The following is an 18771-nucleotide window of genomic DNA, read 5'->3' as shown; positions in this document are numbered from 1 at the left end:
GATGTCCGGCATTGGCGCACTGCATGAGTCCTATCGTTCGGAGGGTACATGGCCGGTGGGTGTGCTATACTCGAGAAGCGGAATCACGGCGATTGCAGAGATTTCCCAGCTGCAAGGGACCTTGCTCGCAATTTCGGAGATAAATGACGCAGGCGGCGTGCTGGGTAAGCCGATTTCTCCCTTGATCCTTGATCCGGCGTCCGATCCGCAGCGCTACACCCAGCTCGCCAGTTCGCTTTTAATGGACCGCGGCGTGACTAACATATTCGGCTGTTCGGCGTCCTACAGCCGAAAGGCGGTGGTTCCGGTCGTCGAGCATCGCGGAGGCTTGCTATGGTACTCGATCGGCTACGAGGGGTTCGAATATTCCTCGAACGTCATCTACACCGGCCCCGCTCCGAACCAGCTGCACCTTCCGCTCGCTGAATATCTATTCCCACGCTACGGACGAAAGCTGATGTGCGTCGGCACGGACTATCTCTTCCCGCGCGAATCCAACAGGATCATGCGCGATCTTCTTTCTGAAATCGGCGGCAGCATCGTCGGCGAATATTATCTGCCGTTCGGCGCTCAAAGGGATGCCTTTCTGGATGCGATCAAGGAAGCGCGATTGCTCGGTGCCGATGTAATCTTCTCGACGGTGGTGGGGCCGGGAATAGCAGCACTTTACGATGCCTACGCGGTCGAGAAACTCGATCCAGCCGTTATGCCGATCGCCTCTCTTACGACTAACGAGGCGCACCTTCAGGAAATGTGGTTCGAGCCCCGGCCGGGCCATATCGTCTCCGCGCCTTACTTTGAAACGGTCCAATCGCCGCGAAATAACAGTTTTGTCGCCAATTATCACCAACGTTTTGGTGCCAAGCGCCCGGCCGATGCATGTGCGGAGGCTGCATATTTTACCGTGCTACTCTTTGCTCGGGCGCTGGAACGAGCTGGGACGCTAGACCCGGAATGGCTTCGCGCACAGGTACTGGGTCTCGAGGTCTCCGCTCCCCAAGGCGTTGTCATGGTGGATCCGGACAATAGCCATACTTATCTCTGGCCGAGAATTGGCAAGACGGTAGCTGGGCGGAAATTTGAGGTCGTAGCCGAATTCAAGAAATCGATGAAACCGGACCCTTACCTTGTGAACTATGTGGGCCTCGGCCGCATCGACCGGGATCACGGACAGGAGGAAATGGACAATGTCCGGTGAGGCGTTGATCCGGGAATTGCGGAAACTTCGGGCGTGTGTGATCCATCCGCCGGATTCGGCCTGTGATGAACTTGTCCGACATTTGAAACGGATCGGATGCCAAGTCGACACTTTGTGGCCAGCTCCTGATCGTTGGCCGGCTCATGCCGATGTCGTCTTCTGCATCTTCGGCGGCCACCCATCGCTCGATATGAGCGCGCTGACGGGAGGTCGCGATGGGACCCTCATTGGCATCGTCGAATATGAGAGCCCCACGATCGTCCGCGAACTTCTTGAAGCGGACGTGCAGGCCATCATCGGCAAACCCATCCGCGCTTTCGGTATATTGTCAACGTTGGCGGTTGCTAGTTCCCGTTCCCGGTTCGAACAGCGGCAGAACAGTAAGATCGCGAAGCTGGAAGAGACCTTGCGGTCGCGTCGGGTCGTGAACAACGCGGTCCGGCATCTCGCCGCGGAGCGATCGATCAGCGAGGAAAATGCGTATCAATGCATCCGGCGCTGGTCTCTTGAAGGCCGCGCATCGATGACCAAAATCGCCGACCAGGTTTTGGCCTGCGGGTCCGAGTTGAGCGATCCAAATTTTCAAATTAACCCGAAGGAAGCATTATGATTACATCTCAACGCGCCAACGACTCTGTACTTCGTGTCGCCCTTGACTGGGAGGTAGATGCGATCGATCCGCCGGCCTCGTTTGGAGGTTGGAATACAGGTAGAGTTGTCCAGCAGATATTCGAGAGCCTATATGAGGACGATCTGGAGGATGAAGTAGCCAGTCCGACGCGGCTTGTACCCGCGCTTGCCACTTCGGTCGATATCTCCGACGACGGACTTCAGTATCTGTTTCGATTGCGAGAGGATGTGAGGTTTCATGATGGAACTCGGTTCGATGCGGAGGCCGTGCGGTTTAATATAGAGCGAATGTGGAAACCTGATGCGCCGCAATATTCGCCTTTAGCAGCGGATTACAACCGGATCGGTCTCGAAACGCTCAAGTCTGTGGAGGTGGTAGGGCCGCTGGCGATCCTGCTCACCCTGAAGGAGCCCTTTCCCGAGTTCCTCCGCTACATGACGCAGGAGGATGCACCGGGCGCTCATGTCTTCATCAGCCCAGAGGCCCTGACAAAGCTTGGTAGTTCAGGCATCGCGGACCACGCACCGGGCACAGGTCCATTTCGTTTCGACAGTCGCTTTTCGACGCCATTTGGCAGTGGCGTTCGGCTACGTCGGAACGAGGATTACTGGGGTGGGCGCGCCAAACTCAAGGCCATTGAGTTCAAGCCGTATCCAAACCTTGAAGATCGCTATCGGGCGTTGGTAGATGGTGAAGCGGATCTCGCCTATGGCCTTGAGGGGAGCGATCTCGACGAATTGGTGCGGCGCGGCTTCGTCGTCCTCGAAGGCCAGGCGCCTTATGTCTGGTATTTCATTTTCAACATGCGGGATCCGGTCCTGAGCGACATCCGAGTGCGTCACGCGATCGCGCATGCGGTTGACCGCGACAGGCTAAGCCACGACATTTTCCGCGGACACACAGCTGTCGCGTCTGGAATGCTGCCGCCAGCTTCACCAGCCTTCGACGAGGAGTACAGTTTCCCCTACCAATACGATCCCAATCGTGCTCGGCAGCTGTTGACGGAAGCCGGCGTCCCTACGGAGTGGCGATTGCGCATTGTGACGGCCAACGCCGGATCCGGTCAGCTCGTGCCCGTCCGGATCTGCGAGCATCTGGCGGAAAATCTCGAGGCGGTCGGGCTGCGAGCCGAGATCGTCCGGACAGAAGACTGGGTTTCCTACTGCAACGAGTGGCGATCTGGTTTGCCGGAGGGCGCAGGTATGTCACAGATGAGCTGGGGAATGTCATGTGATATGTGGTTACAGCAGGTGTTGCATTCTATGAACAGCTCGCCCCGGGGCTTTAATGCGGGATATTACTCCAATCCAGATGTAGATCGGCTGCTGGACGAAGCACGACAAACCACAAACGACAAGCAACGTTGCCGACTGTATCGGGATGCGCATTCATTGATCATGAATGAACTGCCAGTCCTCCCGATGCTGACTTTGCGGCGCGGTTCAGTCTGCTATCATCCGCGGGTCAAGGGCTTCCGGAACCCACGGCAGAATTGGCATTCGTTCAAGAACGTATGGACGGATTCAGACATTTAATCGAACCAGTTAATCCCTCAACGGCGCGAGCCCTTGTCGAACGCCTGTTTGCGCTCTCCGGCCGCCGACACCACGCCGAAAGAAGAGGCGACGGTCATGATCAAAGACGACAACGCGAATGCAAGGAGAATAAAGATGAAAAGAACTCCGATTACCGCATTGACCGATATGGCCATGCTCGCGGCGGGGTCGACCATATGCTCGCCAGGGTCATGGTCGGTCTGTTCGCCGCCCAGTTGGACGGGCGGGCACTGGTGCCGGCTACCTCGTTTCGGTATGACCTTTGGCGGCGCCGTCGGTTTCGCGGGCACCCCGGTAACTTAGCATCGGCCTGTCGATCTATACGCGGAACCGCAGTCGCGCTTGGCTTTAGGGCCATGGTTGCCGCAGCATGGCGCTGGTTGGCTTCTTCGCCCCGCTCCGCGTGGCGAAACCCTGGTGCAGGGCCCTTGTTGCTGTTGCATGCGTCGCCATGGTCACCGGCGTTATCTAGATCGTCGAATCTGACTGAATCGAAGGATTGCCGTCGTGTAGCGACGACGTGCTGTCAGAAAATCTGGATTTGAATGTCATGTTGATTGCTGAAACGGATGACGGAGATGGTTGCCGGAGAACCGAATGACGTGCGACTGAAAACTGTCGACAGCCAATGGATTGTCCAGGTCGTCGAAAATGGCAAAGTAACTCGGCATTTATTCGACACTCAAGCCGTTGCAGAGAGTTACGCCGAATTCCAGCGTGTTCGGCTCGGCATGCCTGGAAAGCCACCAATTTGGGAGGAGAACCCGGTGCGCCCAAAGAGCCTTCGCGAAAGACCAGACTTTATCATCAACGATGTTCTCGACCTCGCCGAGTACTCTGACCGCGGTATTGTCACTACCCTAGTTGATACACACGGAGTTCGTCTTCGTCTCCACCTCACGGTCGTGACCTCAGAATTGCTTTGCGAGCGAATTGCCGACGCGCTGGAGCGCCGGTACGGCGAATAGCGACCTGAGCCAAACTGCTGGCGTGGACGGCAATATCGGTGATCGCGCTATGTTCGATTCCTCGCTCTTCGTGGCCTACGGGGACCCTGATCGCGTGACCGGCACGACCTCAACCTCCCAAGCAACGCCGCCGCCTTCCTGCGATGTTGATTCGCGCGCGCCGCCGTTTACGATCGCGTGTTCGTTGAATGGCGGCCGCTGGCTCCCCTTGCTACGGCCATCCCGTAGCTTAGAAGCTGTTTGGATAATCGGATTTTAGGGATTCCGTTTGCGCATGTGGCCTATCACGGGCTCAAGCATATAGATGAGACCTGCGATCTCGACTTCATCGTTGTGATCGTCCCGCACCAAGGGCCTGAAAGGCTTTAGGGTTCTGCCGCGTCGCTGGGCCGTCGAACGGACGTTCGGATGGATGATCCGGGAGCGACGCCTGGTGGCGGTACGAACAGCGCATCGATATCTCACAGGCCATGATCCTCGTCTCCATGGGGCATCATGCTACGCAACGCCCATCCGTGATCGAGCGAACTCTGCGGGATTCAGCTGATGCCTGGGACGGCAAGTCGCACATCTTCGACCTGTGTCCGCGTGGGGTATCAAGAGCCAACTTTCTTGAATTTATCGTCGTGCCTCCATTAGAGGTCATTGGTACCGTAAGGATTCCAGTCTTTCGGTCTCGTACTTTCAGAGGAAAACAGGCCCTGTGCATTATTGCGACACAGATTCACGGTAGGCGTTTCGCTGCTGCCTGATCGGCCCCGTTGCTATCATTGGCGTCCGCAGGGTCGATGGTCGGGTGATCGGCTCCACTGACCCCTTGCTGACCTGCATCGTGTCCGGGCGCTACGAAGGTGACGATTTAGAAGAGCTGGCCGCTGCGATGTACGAAAAGCGGCAAGCGCAGGCGCCGCTTGTCTTTGGCGGCGACATAGAATCCTCGGTCGGCCGTTCGAAGGCCTTCCCTTTGCTGGCAATTTCTTCGCAGAGACGACTGACAGCCAGACAAAGTGGCTCATTGTTGCGACAGTCCCTGGCTTTGAACGTAACCCTATCAAGAAGCTCGATGCCACAGTCGCCGCTTGCGACGCGCGTGCGCACCCACGACATCGCCAAGATGCGGGGACTTGCCCGCGCGCTGCCACAGCTCTTGTCGCTCGGATGCTGGGGGGCAACTTCGACGTTGCGATGCGCTTCCTGACCGAAGACCCTTGGGAACGGCTCGACAAGGTGCGTCAGCCAGCACCCAACTTGCTGCAGATGCTTCTCCGCAGCGCCAACCGCGTTGGCTATACCACTCGACGCTCCTTTCTGGCGCCCCGTAGGTTTTATACTTGGTCTTGTGGGGGTGGTGGGAATCGATCCTTCGACTTCGCTTCACCAATCGACCTATCAATCGGAGAAGCCGAATGGGGCTTCAGTGCGCCTGTAGTCATCAGCCAATATGCTGCGGCTAATCGGTGGTGCTGATCGGGACGTGCAGGTGGATCTGTGGCAGAGTCGACAGGAGATGCCTATCGGGGTGAAGTGGGGGGGACTATTTCGATCATTGTAAATCATCCGCTCGGCGTGGTGCGCCTCGCAGACCAATGCAACGGCACGAGTTACGCGTGCTGTCGGATATGCCCCTCTTCCCGAACTAACGGTACGAGCAATCGAGAAGAATCTTTGACCATCTGGCAATTCCAGCCACTGCGTGACTACGACCCTCGGCGAAGTGAATACCTGATGTAAACTCCACAACGGGCATCCCCCCCCATGCCGCGCAAAGGGGAAGTTAGCGCTGTCCAGTCTCTTAGAAACATTGCCCGCGCCGTCCACACGGATGAAGAAGAAGGGAACACACTCCTGGCCCGGCCTTTGCAGCGTGGTAAGGCGATGCGAAGTTTGCTCGAAGCTTGTGTTAAACTGACGCGCAATTGCCTCGACATCATATCGCTTGCCTTCGGCAGAATTTGCGAACTGTGCATAGGGCATAAGCACTGCAGCTGCAAAATACCCAGCCAAAGCCCGATGGGCCAAGTGGCGGGCGTTCTCAGAGGACAGATTACCCGCTTCGACAGTTTTCCGAATTTCGCCGTCGACTTCCAGATAGGCAAGCTGCTGGGCCAATTGGAAATTCTGACTTGCGAGGTCAAGACAATCATCCAGCAGGATCTCTCTCCGATGACGGTCAAGCCTTCTAACCGAGCCCATCATTACGTCCTGGGGCAACCGTCTGACGTTGAGCCCGTGACGCTGTTTGAGAAAAGCTATCAGTCCGCCCGCATTGTTGATGTGCGATGCCGTGGTTTCTGCAGCCGCATCCAGTTCAGGGAAGCAGTTCCGCCGCGCAGCCAGAAATGCTCGAACAGAGGCGACCGGATCGAGGGCAACGTCTGCCATTGCAGGACTGACGGCGAGCTGTTGCTGGTCAGCCAAGGCAAACTGATCGCTCTTGTAGGCAGTATACAGACGAAGCATCGCCTCGGTGAAACCTGGAAAGTTGCTGAGAACATCCCCCAGTTCAATCGGTGAAACCTCGATATCGGCGAATATCGGATCCCTCATTGCGGCTTGTAGCCGACTTATCAGACCTGCCCCGTTGTCTTCCGTCAAACTCGACACATCGATCGAGTAGGCCCTTGCCAAACGGATCAGCACCTCGGCTGTCACCGGGCGCTGATTTCTCTCCATCAACGCAATGTAAGAGGGAGAAATGCCGATGTCGGCGGCCATGGTCGCCTGTGTCAGGCCGAGGTCCTTGCGAAGGCGCCGCAGCCGCGGACCAAGGTAAACACCATTTCTCTCCATGACATCATTACAGCATTACACCAATGGCTTGTAAAGTTTTACAACGTGACACTGCGGGGTCTGGCCATGCTCGGCTCGTGAGGCTAGCTGGGCGATGAAATCCGCTTTCGGACCTGGAGAGACAATGTCATACCGCGCTATCACTGACGAAGCGAGCAATACAATTAACGCCAACAAAAACTGGACGGGCATATCCGCCGAGGCGGTTGCTCGGATGCGACTGCAGAATAGATTTCGCACCGGCGTCGACATCGCCAAGTACACAGCAAAAATCATACGTAATGACATGGCTGCCTACGATCAGGACGCTAGCAAGTATACTCAATCTCTCGGTTGCTGGCACGGCTTCATCGGTCAGCAAAAGGTCATCTCTATCAAGAAGCATTTTGGAACAACCGAGCGTCGCTATATATATTTGTCTGGCTGGATGGTTGCAGCGCTCCGCTCGGAGTTTGGGCCACTGCCGGATCAGTCCATGCACGAAAAAACCAGCGTTCCCTCACTAATCGCTGAGCTTTACACTTTTCTGCGCCAAGCTGATGCTCGTGAACTTGGCATGATGTTCCGCGAAGCGGACCGGGCCAGAGAGAGCGGAGACGTCTCCCTCGAGCAGCAATCGCTTAATGCGATAGACAACTATCAAACCCATGTCGTTCCCATAATCGCCGACATCGATGCCGGTTTCGGTAACGCTGAAGCCACGTACCTTCTGGCCAAGAAGATGATTGAGGCCGGTGCGTGCGCCCTTCAGATCGAAAACCAGGTATCAGATGAAAAGCAATGCGGGCATCAGGACGGCAAGGTCACAGTTCCGCACGAGGATTTCGTTGCCAAGATCCGCGCTTGTCGCTACGCATTTCTTGAGCTTGGGGTCAATGACGGGATCATTGTTGCGCGCACTGACTCGCTCGGTGCAGGCCTGACCAAGCAGATCGCATTCAGCGCCGCTGAAGGCGACGACGGTGACGTCTACAATTCCTTCCTCGATTGCGAAGAGGTTGCGGAAGGCGATTTCGCAAACGGGGATGTCCTCATCAAGCGGGGCTCGAAGGTCCTCCGGCCAAAACGGCTGCGGTCGAACCTCTTCCAGTTCCGTGAAGGCACTGGCGAGGACAGGTGCGTTCTGGACTGCGTCAACGCGCTGCAAAACGGTGCAGATCTGCTTTGGATCGAGACCGAGAAGCCACATATCGATCAGATCGCCGGCATGGTCGACCGCATCCGCCAAGTCATCCCCAATGCGAAATTGGTCTATAACAACTCGCCGTCTTTCAACTGGACGCTTAATTTCAGACAGCAGGTCTTTGATGCATGGCTTTCCTCCGGCAAAGACCTGACCGGCTATGACCGCGCGATGTTGATGAGCGCGGAATATGACAGTTCGGAACTTGGTCAAGAAGCAGATGAGAAAATCCGAACCTTCCAGCGCGATTCAGCAGCGCGCGCGGGCATCTTCCATCATCTCATCACCTTGCCAACTTATCACACTGCGGCATTGTCGACTGACAATCTCGCCAAAGAATACTTCGGCGAGCAGGCAATGTTAGGATACGTAGCCAACGTCCAGCGTCAGGAAATTCGGCAAGCCATTGCCTGCGTCAGGCACCAGAATATGGCCGGCTCCGACCTTGGCGATGACCATAAGGAATATTTCGCTGGTGACACAGCGGTCAAGGCAGGCGGCATCCACAACACAATGAATCAATTCGCCTCATAACATCTTGGAGCTACAACTACCAAAACCTGATAATTTTACCACAATAATCGGAGTATATCCATGAAAACCCGCGCCGCCGTTGCCGTAGGAGCTGGAAAGCCGCTCGAGATCATGGAGGTCGACCTCGAGGGTCCGCGCGAGGGCGAGGTGCTTGTCGAGATCAAGGCGACAGGCATCTGCCACACCGACGAGTTCACTCTGTCGGGTGCCGATCCCGAAGGCATCTTTCCGGCCATCCTTGGCCATGAGGGCGCCGGTGTCGTCGTCGATGTCGGCAAGGGTGTGACCTCGCTCAAGAAGGGCGACCACGTCATTCCGCTCTACACACCGGAATGCCGTTCGTGCCCGTCCTGTTTGTCGCGGAAAACCAACCTCTGCACCGCGATCCGCTCGACGCAAGGGCAGGGCGTGATGCCCGATGGCTCGTCGCGCTTCTCGATCGGCAAGGACAAGATCTTCCACTACATGGGCTGCTCGACCTTCTCGAACTTCACCGTGCTGCCCGAGATCGCACTGGCCAAGGTCAACCCCGACGCTCCGTTCGACAAGATCTGCTACATCGGCTGCGGCGTGACGACAGGCATTGGTGCGGTGATCAACACCGCCAAGGTCGAGATCGGTTCGACGGCGATCGTCTTCGGGCTCGGCGGCATCGGCCTCAACGTGCTGCAGGGCCTGCGCCTGGCCGGTGCCGACATGATCATCGGCGTCGACATCAACAATGAGCGCAAGGCCTGGGGCGAAAAGTTCGGCATGACGCATTTCGTCAACCCGAAGGAGGTCGAGGGCGACATCGTGCCTTACCTCGTCAACCTGACCAAGCGTGGGACCGACCAGATCGGCGGTGCCGACTACACCTTCGACTGCACCGGCAACGTCAAGGTGATGCGCCAGGCGCTCGAAGCATCGCATCGCGGCTGGGGCGAAAGCATCGTCATCGGTGTCGCCGGTGCCGGCCAGGAGATCGCAACGCGGCCGTTCCAGCTGGTCACCGGCCGGACCTGGAAGGGCACGGCCTTCGGCGGCGCGCGTGGCCGCACCGACGTGCCGAAGATCGTCGACTGGTACATGGAGGGCAAGATCCTGATCGACCCGATGATCACGCACACCCTCAAGCTCGAAGACATCAACAAGGGCTTCGACCTGATGCATTCAGGCGAAAGCATCCGCAGCGTCGTCGTTTACTAGCGCCCCATTGTCAGAGTTCGCATATCTCGAATTGTCATCACATGGAGGAACAGGACATGGCTTCAATACATCCAGCACTCGACGGCGGGGTCAGGCCCGGCAGTGCCAGTTTCACTGGTGGCACGCTTGTCTGTGCCTGCGCCGACCGGCCGGTGAAGGTGGCGATCAAGGGCCAGGTCGCCCACAACCACGCCTGCGGCTGCACCAAATGCTGGAAGCCGGAAGGCGCCAAGTTTTCGGTCGTGGCTGTCACCGCGCATGAAAACGTGACGGTGCTGGAGAATGGCGACAAGCTTGCCCTCGTCGATCCTTCAGCACTCATCCTGCGCCATGCCTGCAAGGCCTGCGGCGTGCACATGTACGGCCCGGTCGAGCGCGACCACGCCTTCAAGGGCCTCGACTTCATCCATCCCGAGCGCTTCGAGGAAGCCGGCTGGGCCGAGCCCGGCTTTGCCGCTTTCGTGTCGTCGATCATCGAGGCGGGCGTCGATCCCGCGGAGATGGACGGCGTGCGTGGCCGGCTGAAGGAACTCGGCCTCGAGCCTTATGACTGCCTGTCGCCTGGATTGATGGACTACATCGCCACCTGGACGGCGAAGAAGTCGGGTGCACTCACGAAATGACCTTAGCGATCGCATTTGCTTGAACCGTTGCGGCTTGTCTATGGGTCCATCGCGACTGTCTCGTGATGGACCCTGTGGCAAATGCAGAGCACCTAGTGACAGGCGTTGATCTTCATGGACGTCGAGGAGACGCTGAGCCTTGATCCCGCGCAGGACGCTCCGGCCAGCGGCGAAGGAATTCAGACCATATTGGTTCAGCCTCGGACGTGTCGGCTCGGAGGCACCCGCCTCAGTCGCCACCTTTTTGAGCGTGGTCGCCGCAGCGCCTTCGCGCTGCATTACGGTCATTGCCGCGCGCCGCAACTCCTGCCGCCTGATGTCGCTAAGCTTCGAAAGTTTTTGGGGCTATCTCTGTCAAACTGCGATCTGAAGCAAATGTCGGAATCGGTAGTTGCGTGTCCCCGCAACCAGATACAAAAACGCCCCGCCTCGAGCGGGGCGTTTTTGTATCTGGCTGCCGGCTGACCGTCCGATTGGAACCGCATCAGGGGCCCGCAAGGACCCCAACGGCCGACGACGCGGGATAAGCCAAATCCTGTCCCCGCAACCAACCTTTCCTCAATTCCACGAGCTCGATCACGAGCGGCAAGCCCCGCTTCCCCGGCGATGGTAGCTCCTCGTCCTCACGGACCATAACCGGAAGGGCACAGGTCAAATCCCGGCCCCGCAAACAAATACAAAAAACGCCCGTCGCAGAAATAACGCCCGTCGCAGAAATGCGGCGGGCGTTTTTGCGTTCGGAAGATGCTGCAGATGACGGCGAGCTGCTCTCGGCGGCAGGTGAGGATAGTGCAGCCCCGGTTGAAACCGATCTGCCGAGATGCTTCAAAGTTCGTCCCGGATCGCGAAGGGGGAGGTGACATGGTGGATTCTGATCGGATCGACGCGCTGTTCGCAGCGGTGCCTCCCGCCCTTGCGCTTCGCGCCGGGTTGGAACTCGGCATCTTCACCCGGCTTGGCGGCGGCGAGGAGACTGCTGACAGCCTTGGCGCTGCGCTCAAGGTCGAGCCCGATCGTCTGTCGCGGCTCCTCTATGCGCTCGCCAGCATCGGTCTCCTCGAAGTCGAGGATGGCCGGTTTCGCAACGGAGCCGAAGCGGCGGCCTTTCTCGACGCATCCAAGCCGACCTATCGCGGCGGCGATCATGCGCTGCTGCGCGAGCTCTGGGGAGCCGACCTGTTGACGGCAGAGTCGCTGCGACAGAACCGACCGGCTGCGCTGCACGATTTTTCAGATGCGGGGCCCGAGGCCGCGGCGGCCTTCAGCCGAAAGCTCGCGCCGGGCGGGGTGATTTTCGGCCGGCACCTGGCCCGGGAGATAGACCTCTCGGCGATCGGGTCGGTGATCGACATCGGGGGCGGCCCGGGGACCATTCTCGTCGGCCTTCGCGAGCAGCGGCCGCAGATTGCGGCGACGCTGATGGAGCTGCCGACGGTCGCAGCGGCCGCGCCAGACATCCTGTCGGAATACGGTGTCGACGACGTGCTGGTCGAGGAGGGCGACATCACCGTCGCGCCATCGGTCTGCCGGCACGATCTGGCAATCCTGAAGGCCGTCGTCCAGGTCCTGCCGCCCGACCAGGCGCGCCGTTCGATCCTGAACGCGGCGCGTTGCCTCGCACCGGGAGGCGAGATCGCAATCGCGGGGTGGGGTGTCGTCGATGACGACCGCCTCGGCCCGCCAGAGGGTGTCTTCCTGAACCTCACCTTCCTGAACCTCTATCGCCACGGCGAGGCGTACACCGAAGGTCAGTATCGGGCGTGGATGAGCGAGGCTGGGTTCCGGGACATCTCCAGGTCGCGCCTTGCGGACGGCACCACGCTGTTTCGGGGGCGCCTCCCGGGCTGATCCCGGCTTGCGCGCCAAAGCGGACATCGAACGATCGGCCTGCCCGGCCGGGGACACGACGACATCGGGCCACGGTTCAGGGCAGCGGGATCGGCGTCTCACTCAGTGTCCGCAAATAGGCGATCAGGTTTGTTCGCTCAGTCTCGTCCGGAACGCCCGGCATCTCCATGTAGACGCCCGGCGTCGTGACCATCGGCTCAAGCAGAAACTTGTTCAGGTCCTCGTAGGTCCAGACGCCCTGCCATGCCAGCAGGGCTTCGGAGTAACGTCTGTTTGCCACGGATGCCTTGTCGCGGCCGACGACGTTCCACAAGGTCGGTCCCTCGTTGCTGCCTTCGTCGGGCTTGGCATTGTGGCAATAGGCACAATGTCTGGAGAAGGCGGTTCGGCCTTTTTCGACATCGGAGGTGGCCAACTTGTTCGAGATCGGGGCTGGCGTTGGCAAGACGACGCCGTGCGACAAGAGATAATCGGCAACTTCGCGTTGCGCCTTGAATATTGCCAGATGGAGCGATGTCTTGCCGTCCTTCGTCTTCGCATTCACGTCGGCGCCGGCGCTGACCAGTGCCTTCACGCAGTCGAGGCAACTGGACCTGACGGCAATGTGCAGCGCGGCTTCGCGGTTGCGATAGGCGTCTGGGTTCGCGCCCCCGTCCAGCAGGAGAGTGATCAAATCGACCCGGCGCTTCGCCAAGGCGGGCATGAGAGCAGGACCCAAAGCCGTCGGGGCGGCGTTGACGTCGGCGCCGCGGTCGAGGAGCAGTCTTGCCACCGCAAGATGCCCGCCCCTGACCGCCAGGTAGAGCGGCGTCGCTTTCTCGTCGCTCTCATCAACGTCGGCGCCTGCGTCGAGTGCTGCCGCAACCGCCGCGACGTCGCCCTTCATGGCGGCTTCGTGGATGGACGCGGCGTGCGATACCAGGGGCTGGTGTGCAAGCACGAACAGAATGAAAAGAAGACCGCCACGCATTTCGGCAACTCCTGTGTCAACCAGAGGGCACGCTGCGAGGAGGGCAGAGTTTAGTGCGGATAGCTGGTCGCAGCAAGGCGCGTGCGATCGTTTGCTGTTGCGCCGGACTGCGTACAAGGCAGCCCGGCGCGACCTGCCGCGAATTCGTGTAGAGGGCATTTTGACTCCACGAGGCGAGAACGGCGGCTTCGGGTTGAGGCCCTTATGACCTTCGACGGAGGTTGATAGGGGAGCCGCTGAGCGCCAACCGGGTCAACCGCCCGCTGACCGGCAAGGGCCTCGAGATGTTCCTGGCCGACTGCCAAGATCGGCTGAAGTATGAGGCGCTGGCGTCGAATGGAGTTGGGGTCTCGTTCGACTTTGCCCGAACGTGGCTCTGGCGATGCCGGGCAAGCGGGCAAGCGGGCAGGTGGCGCTGGCCTCGCCATTTTCCGACGCCGCGCCGTCGCTGTGTTCAGTTCGGACTGCTCCCGTCGGCCGACTGGTTCTTGGTCGCATGAGGATGCAAGCTGGCGCCATGGCGGTCAAAGGCCGGCCCCAGCGGCTGTTTTGCACGACATCGACGATCATGCTTGATGCCGGCTCTGTTTCACTGCACATCGGTCAGCATGGAGGATGAAACAAGGAACCGACGGCGGGACTTGCTATGGGCTTTCCCCCCATCGCTGATCCTGCATGGCCTCCTCATTGCGATCCTGGTGGTCTACGGCCAGCCGAGGCTTTCTCAACAGCAGCAGGAGGAGGCGGTAAATGTCACCCTCGTGCCTCCGCCGGAACAGCCAAAGCCGAAACCTCCTCCTTCGCCGCCGTCAAAGGATCCCGATGCCGAAAAGCCTCCGGAATCGAAGTCGAAGCAACTGCCTGCGTCGGTGGAGGAACGACCCAGGCCGGCGCAAATCGAGGTCCTGAAACCTGTCTTCCGGTTCGGGGACAAGGATGCCGGCCCTGGCAAATCTCTGGAGGGGGGTGGCGTTCAAGACACCTCTTCGTCGCCGGCGAAGGGCGACAATTCGAAGCCCCCTTCCGAAGAGCGGCCGGATGCAGTCAACGACGCCGCGAAGCAGGCAGCCGCAACAAAGGATATCGAGTCCGCCGAAAGTAACGGGGCAGCCTCGAACCAGAACATTGGCAAACAGCCGATCGACAACCAAGAGGGGCCGATAGAGCGAGCTGACAAGCAACCAGCCCCGGCACCAGCGCCGTTGGGTGCCGACGGCAACGACGGTGAGATAACGCTTCCCGCCTTAGCCCAGGCGCCACGGCCCAGGCCCGCGAATGCGCCGGAAGCCGGACTTGCGAAGATCCCGAAACCCGGAAAGGGCAGCACCAGGGGGCCAAACTCCAAGAATGCGGACGTTGCCGCGTCGCAGCCCTATTCGGGACTGCCGGGTGTTCGGCGGCTCCAGTCGCAAGGCGCCACCGGCGATGCGTTGGCCACGACCTCGATGGCTGGCGTGCCTCGCGGTGAGCGGGCCGCCAAGCTCTGCGCCAGCGCATTGCAGCAGCAATTGGTCGACGCTTCTTATTCCCCCGACCTGGTACCACTTGTTCCGCTCAAGCGAGGCAATGTCCTTGACGTCCCGGAGGCTGCTTTTCGCACGCGAACCGCATGGCACGGCTTGAGCTTCCGATGCGAGGTCGACACCGACGCGACGACAATCCTGTCCTTATCCTTTCGGGTCGGAGCCAGGATCCCGCGCGATCAATGGGCACGTCTAGGGCTCCCTGCAAACGACTAGCTGCTTGGCGAAGCGGACCCCGGTCCTGGCTATGAGGCGGTCCAGCGAATTTGGGAGAAGGAAATGGCTCCATGCGGTGATTGAGAACGCGCATCCAACTGGATGCTTTTGGTGCCATGACGAAATCGCGCGATCGTCCCGATCGAGGCATGGCCTGCGGGAATGGTGCGCGCGTTTCGCCTGTCACGGGGCACTGCGCAATGCCGCGGAGGACTTGGCTGCCTGACCTCGAAAAGGAAAATCGAACACCCAGACAGAAATATCCGTTGGACCGAAAATTGCCCTGCTCCTAGCCTGACCAGAGAAGAAAAACAGTCAGAGCATCAGGGGAACGAAAAATGAAACTGTCACAACTCACCTCCTTCATGGCCGTTGCCGCGGCATCGATATCGCTCGGCAGCATCGCTGCGGCACAGGCTGCCGACATCACCGTCATGGGGTATCGCGGCGCCTTCCAGGACAATTATGAGAAGGCTGTCGTCCAGCCGTTCAACGAGTCCCACCCGGATATCAAGGTGACGTTTTTCGGCGTCCAGAATGCCGCCACGTCGCTCGGCAACATGCGTGCCCAGAAGGATGCGCCGCAGGCAAATGCCGTGATCTATGACCTGTCCGTCGCAAAGATTGCGTCGGAAGAGGGCCTCGTGGCCAATCTCGACACCGCGAAGATCACCAACTATGCCGATCTCGCGAATATCGGCAAGGAGCTCGGCGGCGCCGCCATTCCCCTGACTTACGACACGCTTTCGTTGATCTACAACCGCGACACCTACAAGGACAATCCGCCCACCAGTTGGGAGGCGCTGTGGGACCCCGCTCAAAAGGGCAAGGTGATCATCCCCGCACAGGGCGGCGGCGATATCCAGGCCATTCTGCTGACCATCATCGCCAACCGTCTTGCGGGCGAGGACGACTACAAGGTGTCGATCGAGCCTGGCGTCAAGAAACTGGTGGAACTTGCCCCTGCGGTGCAGACCTGGGAGCCGAAGCCCGACGCCTATACGCTGGTGGCTAACGGCACCGCGACCGTCTCGATCGGCTACAATGCGCGTTCGCAATTCTTCCGCGACCAGACAGAGGGCCGCATGCAGTCGGTCGGCCCCGTTGAGGGCACTGCATCGCAGATCAACGTGATCAGCGCGATTGCCAACGCTCCCGATCAGGATGCGACAGAGACCTTCATCAACTACGCGCTGAGCCCCGAGGTCCAGGCACGCTTTGCCAAGGCGATGTTCTATGCGCCGACAAATACCAAAGCCGACGTGGATGAGGAGACGCGCAAGCGCATTCCCTTGATGGATGCCGACCAGCAGAAGAAGCTGATCCCCGTCGACTGGATGAGCATCGGCGACATGCGCGACGACCTGCTGTCGCCCTGGCGGCGCCAGATCATCCCGGCAAGCCGCTAGCGCCCATGCCGGTACGGGCGTGGACGTCCATGCCCGTTCCGGCCTGTCCGCTGGTGCGGACTTCGTTGAAACAGATGAAACATAGGTAAGCTCATGCAAACGCTGGCCTCGCGCGAGGACGCGCGCCCGATCGCCATTCCGCAAGCCGAACCGCAACCAGACGCCGCTTTCCTGCGGCTGCGTGGGCTGACCAAGCGGTACGAGTCGGGCTTCATCGCGGTCGACAACCTCGATCTCGACCTGCCCAAAGGCAAGCTTCTCGGTCTTCTCGGACCCTCGGGCTGCGGCAAGACGACGACGCTTCGCATGATCGCCGGCCTTGCCTCGGTCACCGATGGAGAAATCCTGATAGGCGGCGATGATGTCGCCCGGCGCGCACCGCACAAACGCGACATCGGTCTCGTCTTCCAGAGCTACGCGCTGTTCCCGCATATGACGGTTGCCGAGAACATCGCCTTCGGCCTCGATATGCGCGGCGTTTCAAGACAAGAGGCACGCACGCGCGTCGAGGAGGCGCTCGAAATGGTGCGCCTGCCGGGATATGGCACCCGCAAGCCCAAGGAGATGTCGGGTGGCCAGCAGCAACGCGTGGCGCTGGCGCGCGCACTCGTCATCCGGCCACGCATCCTTCTCCTGGATGAGCCCCTGTCCAACCTGGATGCCAAGCTGCGTGACGACATGCGCATCGAAATCCGCGAAATCCAGAAGCGCCTTTCGATCACCACGGTTTTCGTCACTCACGACCAGGTCGAGGCGCTCACCATGTGCGATGTCGTCGGCGTGATGGCGGGCGGAAGGCTTGCGCAGCTCGGCACCCCTTCGGAAATCTATGAAAAGCCTGCCTCGCTTTTCGTCGCAGAATTCGTCGGCCGCGCCAATGTCATCGATTGCGAGATTGTCGGCCGTGACCAGGCGCGCATCGGCGACCAGGTCTATCGCAGCGACACCAAGGGTCTGAGCGGCGGCAAGGCGAAAGCCGCCATCCGCCCGCATCGCATCAGCCTGACGCCCGATCGCGATCGTGCGCTGGTCGGCAATGCCACCAACAGCGCACGCGGACGCATCGCCCGGATCACATATATCGGCGACATCGTGCAGTACGAGGTCGAAATCAACGGCGCCATGCTCAAGGTCGAGGTGCCCACCGCCAGCGCCGGCCACGGCTTTGGCGCGGACGACATGCTGCTTTGCGAATGGAAGCCGCAAGACATGCTGGTTTTCGGGAGCTAGGCCGTCATGAGCGCCATAACCCACATGCCAACCAGCATTGCGCCGCCGGCAACTGCGCCAAGACGGCGTTTCCCGCTGATCATCGTGCTTTTGCTCGTGCCGATGGCGGTGGTCAATCTCGCCGCTTTCGTGCTGCCGGTCCTGCGTCTCGGCCAGATATCGTTCCTTGAAAGCCGCTCGGGCGGTGTTCTGACGGACGTCTACACGTTCGGGAACTATCTCGACTTCTTCACCGACAGCTTCAATTTCGGGCTTGTCATCAATTCGCTCTGGATCAGCTTCACCGTTACGGTCGCCACCCTGATCTGCGCCTATCCGATCGCGCTGTTCCTGCACCGCGTCTCGCCGGTCTGGCGCAACACGCTGTTCGTGATCACCGTGTCGCCGCTTCTCGTCAGCAGCGTGGTGCGCACCTATGGCTGGATGGTGCTTCTCGGCGACCAGGGACTGATCAACGGCAGCCTGTTGTCGATGGGACTGATCTCCGAACCGGTCCGGCTGATCAACAATACGCTCGGCGTCTTCATCGGCCTGGTGGAAATTCTGATCCCCTACATGGCGCTGGCCTTGATTGCCGGTTTCGGAAAGCTGGACCAGAGCCTGGAAGAGGCAGCAGCCTCGCTTGGTGCCAATGCGTTTACCCGCTTCCGCCGCATCGTCTTTCCCCTGACCTTGCCGGGCGTCGCGCTGGGCTGCCTGCTTTGCTTCGTCCTGGCGATCAGCTCGTTCATCACGCCGAAACTTCTCGGTGGTGGGCGCGTCTTCCTGCTGGCGACCGAAATCTTCGATCAGGCGATCATCCAGCTCGAATGGCCAAGGGCCGCGGCCACGTCCGTCATCGTGCTCATCATCTTCGGCTTTGCGCTCGCGGTCTATTCGCGGGTCGTGCGCCGGTTTGATTGAG

General features: G+C 59.7%; 15 protein-coding genes and 3 pseudogenes. 14 read left to right on the top strand and 4 right to left on the bottom strand.

Translation table 11 applies throughout. The annotated features are described in order from the left end of the window. Position 1 precedes the first annotated feature (1 nt). Genes ASC75_RS21635 through ASC75_RS21625 form a run of 3 tightly spaced genes read left to right on the top strand, consistent with a single transcriptional unit; the run spans position 2 to position 3364 of the window. Positions 2 to 1198, top strand: a complete 1197-nt coding sequence (locus ASC75_RS21635) for a transporter substrate-binding domain-containing protein (protein ID WP_055980174.1) — start codon at positions 2 to 4, stop codon at positions 1196 to 1198. After that, entirely contained in the window at positions 1188 to 1808 is a 621-nt protein-coding gene (locus ASC75_RS25705; RefSeq protein ID WP_159091614.1) for an ANTAR domain-containing protein, read from the top strand. The genes ASC75_RS21635 and ASC75_RS25705 overlap by 11 nt, the downstream gene beginning before the upstream one ends. Continuing rightward, positions 1805 to 3364, top strand: a complete 1560-nt coding sequence (locus ASC75_RS21625; protein ID WP_055980166.1) for an ABC transporter substrate-binding protein — start codon at positions 1805 to 1807, stop codon at positions 3362 to 3364. Before ASC75_RS25705 ends, ASC75_RS21625 begins: the two co-directional genes overlap by 4 nt. A gap of 17 nt (positions 3365 to 3381) precedes the next feature. Here the strand turns inward: ASC75_RS21625 and ASC75_RS21620 are convergent, their stop codons facing one another. Further along, positions 3382 to 3561 carry a hypothetical protein gene (locus ASC75_RS21620; protein WP_055980163.1) on the bottom strand — a complete coding sequence of 60 codons (180 nt, stop codon included), beginning with the start codon at positions 3559 to 3561 and terminating at the stop codon, positions 3382 to 3384. A gap of 393 nt (positions 3562 to 3954) precedes the next feature. On the opposite strand from ASC75_RS21620, the gene ASC75_RS26515 reads away from it, so the two are divergent. From ASC75_RS26515 to ASC75_RS25700, 3 genes and pseudogenes are all read left to right on the top strand, one after another. Then, positions 3955 to 4353 (top strand): hypothetical protein, encoded by a 399-nt coding sequence (locus ASC75_RS26515; RefSeq protein WP_184117387.1) that lies wholly within the window; start codon positions 3955 to 3957, stop codon positions 4351 to 4353. 267 nt (positions 4354 to 4620) lie between these two features. Further along, positions 4621 to 4862 (top strand): annotated as a pseudogene (locus ASC75_RS26800) (transposase); the annotation flags it as partial. Positions 4863 to 5422: 560 nt separating this feature from the next. Beyond that, positions 5423 to 5721: pseudogene (locus tag ASC75_RS25700) on the top strand (hypothetical protein); the annotation flags it as partial. Positions 5722 to 5742: 21 nt separating this feature from the next. Here the strand turns inward: ASC75_RS25700 and ASC75_RS25695 are convergent. Beyond that, positions 5743 to 7143 carry a helix-turn-helix transcriptional regulator gene (locus tag ASC75_RS25695; RefSeq protein WP_082496693.1) on the bottom strand — a complete coding sequence of 467 codons (1401 nt, stop codon included), beginning with the start codon at positions 7141 to 7143 and terminating at the stop codon, positions 5743 to 5745. A 124-nt stretch (positions 7144 to 7267) separates the two neighbouring features. Between ASC75_RS25695 and ASC75_RS21605 the strand changes: the two genes are divergently transcribed. From ASC75_RS21605 to gfa, 3 genes are read left to right on the top strand one after another with little or no spacing between them, the layout of a single operon-like run. Continuing rightward, a complete protein-coding gene (locus ASC75_RS21605; RefSeq protein WP_055980156.1) occupies positions 7268 to 8860 on the top strand; it encodes an isocitrate lyase in 1593 nt (530 codons plus the stop codon). Positions 8861 to 8920: 60 nt separating this feature from the next. Next, positions 8921 to 10048 (top strand): S-(hydroxymethyl)glutathione dehydrogenase/class III alcohol dehydrogenase, encoded by a 1128-nt coding sequence (locus tag ASC75_RS21600; protein WP_055980154.1) that lies wholly within the window; start codon positions 8921 to 8923, stop codon positions 10046 to 10048. A gap of 41 nt (positions 10049 to 10089) precedes the next feature. Further along, positions 10090 to 10671: an S-(hydroxymethyl)glutathione synthase gene (gfa, locus tag ASC75_RS21595; protein WP_055980151.1), complete on the top strand. Its 582-nt coding sequence runs from the start codon at positions 10090 to 10092 to the stop codon at positions 10669 to 10671. A 213-nt stretch (positions 10672 to 10884) separates the two neighbouring features. On the opposite strand, the pseudogene ASC75_RS26795 reads toward gfa, so the two are convergent. Further along, a pseudogene (locus ASC75_RS26795) lies at positions 10885 to 10989 on the bottom strand (transcriptional regulator BetI); the annotation flags it as partial. A 543-nt stretch (positions 10990 to 11532) separates the two neighbouring features. Here ASC75_RS26795 and ASC75_RS21585 point away from each other — a divergent pair. Then, entirely contained in the window at positions 11533 to 12519 is a 987-nt protein-coding gene (locus ASC75_RS21585) for a methyltransferase (protein WP_055980146.1), read from the top strand. Between the two features lie 76 nt (positions 12520 to 12595). Here the strand turns inward: ASC75_RS21585 and ASC75_RS21580 are convergent, their stop codons facing one another. Then, positions 12596 to 13489 carry an ankyrin repeat domain-containing protein gene (locus tag ASC75_RS21580; protein ID WP_055980143.1) on the bottom strand — a complete coding sequence of 298 codons (894 nt, stop codon included), beginning with the start codon at positions 13487 to 13489 and terminating at the stop codon, positions 12596 to 12598. Positions 13490 to 14064: 575 nt separating this feature from the next. On the opposite strand from ASC75_RS21580, the gene ASC75_RS21575 reads away from it, so the two are divergent. The 4 genes from ASC75_RS21575 (at position 14065) to ASC75_RS21560 (ending at position 18770) form a co-directional block, all read left to right on the top strand. Beyond that, positions 14065 to 15228: a DUF930 domain-containing protein gene (locus ASC75_RS21575; RefSeq protein WP_244487902.1), complete on the top strand. Its 1164-nt coding sequence runs from the start codon at positions 14065 to 14067 to the stop codon at positions 15226 to 15228. 338 nt (positions 15229 to 15566) lie between these two features. Continuing rightward, positions 15567 to 16637, top strand: a complete 1071-nt coding sequence (locus ASC75_RS21570) for an extracellular solute-binding protein (protein ID WP_055980140.1) — start codon at positions 15567 to 15569, stop codon at positions 16635 to 16637. 93 nt (positions 16638 to 16730) lie between these two features. Then, the gene (locus ASC75_RS21565) at positions 16731 to 17867 is read left to right on the top strand and encodes an ABC transporter ATP-binding protein (protein WP_082496692.1); all 1137 of its coding nucleotides are present in this window, start codon (positions 16731 to 16733) and stop codon (positions 17865 to 17867) included. Positions 17868 to 17873: 6 nt separating this feature from the next. Then, positions 17874 to 18770 (top strand): ABC transporter permease, encoded by an 897-nt coding sequence (locus tag ASC75_RS21560; protein ID WP_055980137.1) that lies wholly within the window; start codon positions 17874 to 17876, stop codon positions 18768 to 18770. The last annotated feature ends 1 nt before the right edge of the window (position 18771 follow it).

Source organism: Aminobacter sp. DSM 101952 (genome assembly GCF_001424795.1).
Taxonomy (GTDB): Bacteria; Pseudomonadota; Alphaproteobacteria; order Rhizobiales; family Rhizobiaceae; genus Aminobacter; species Aminobacter aganoensis.
The sequence above is the reverse complement of the archived record's forward strand: the minus strand, read 5'-3'. Positions and strand labels throughout refer to the sequence as shown.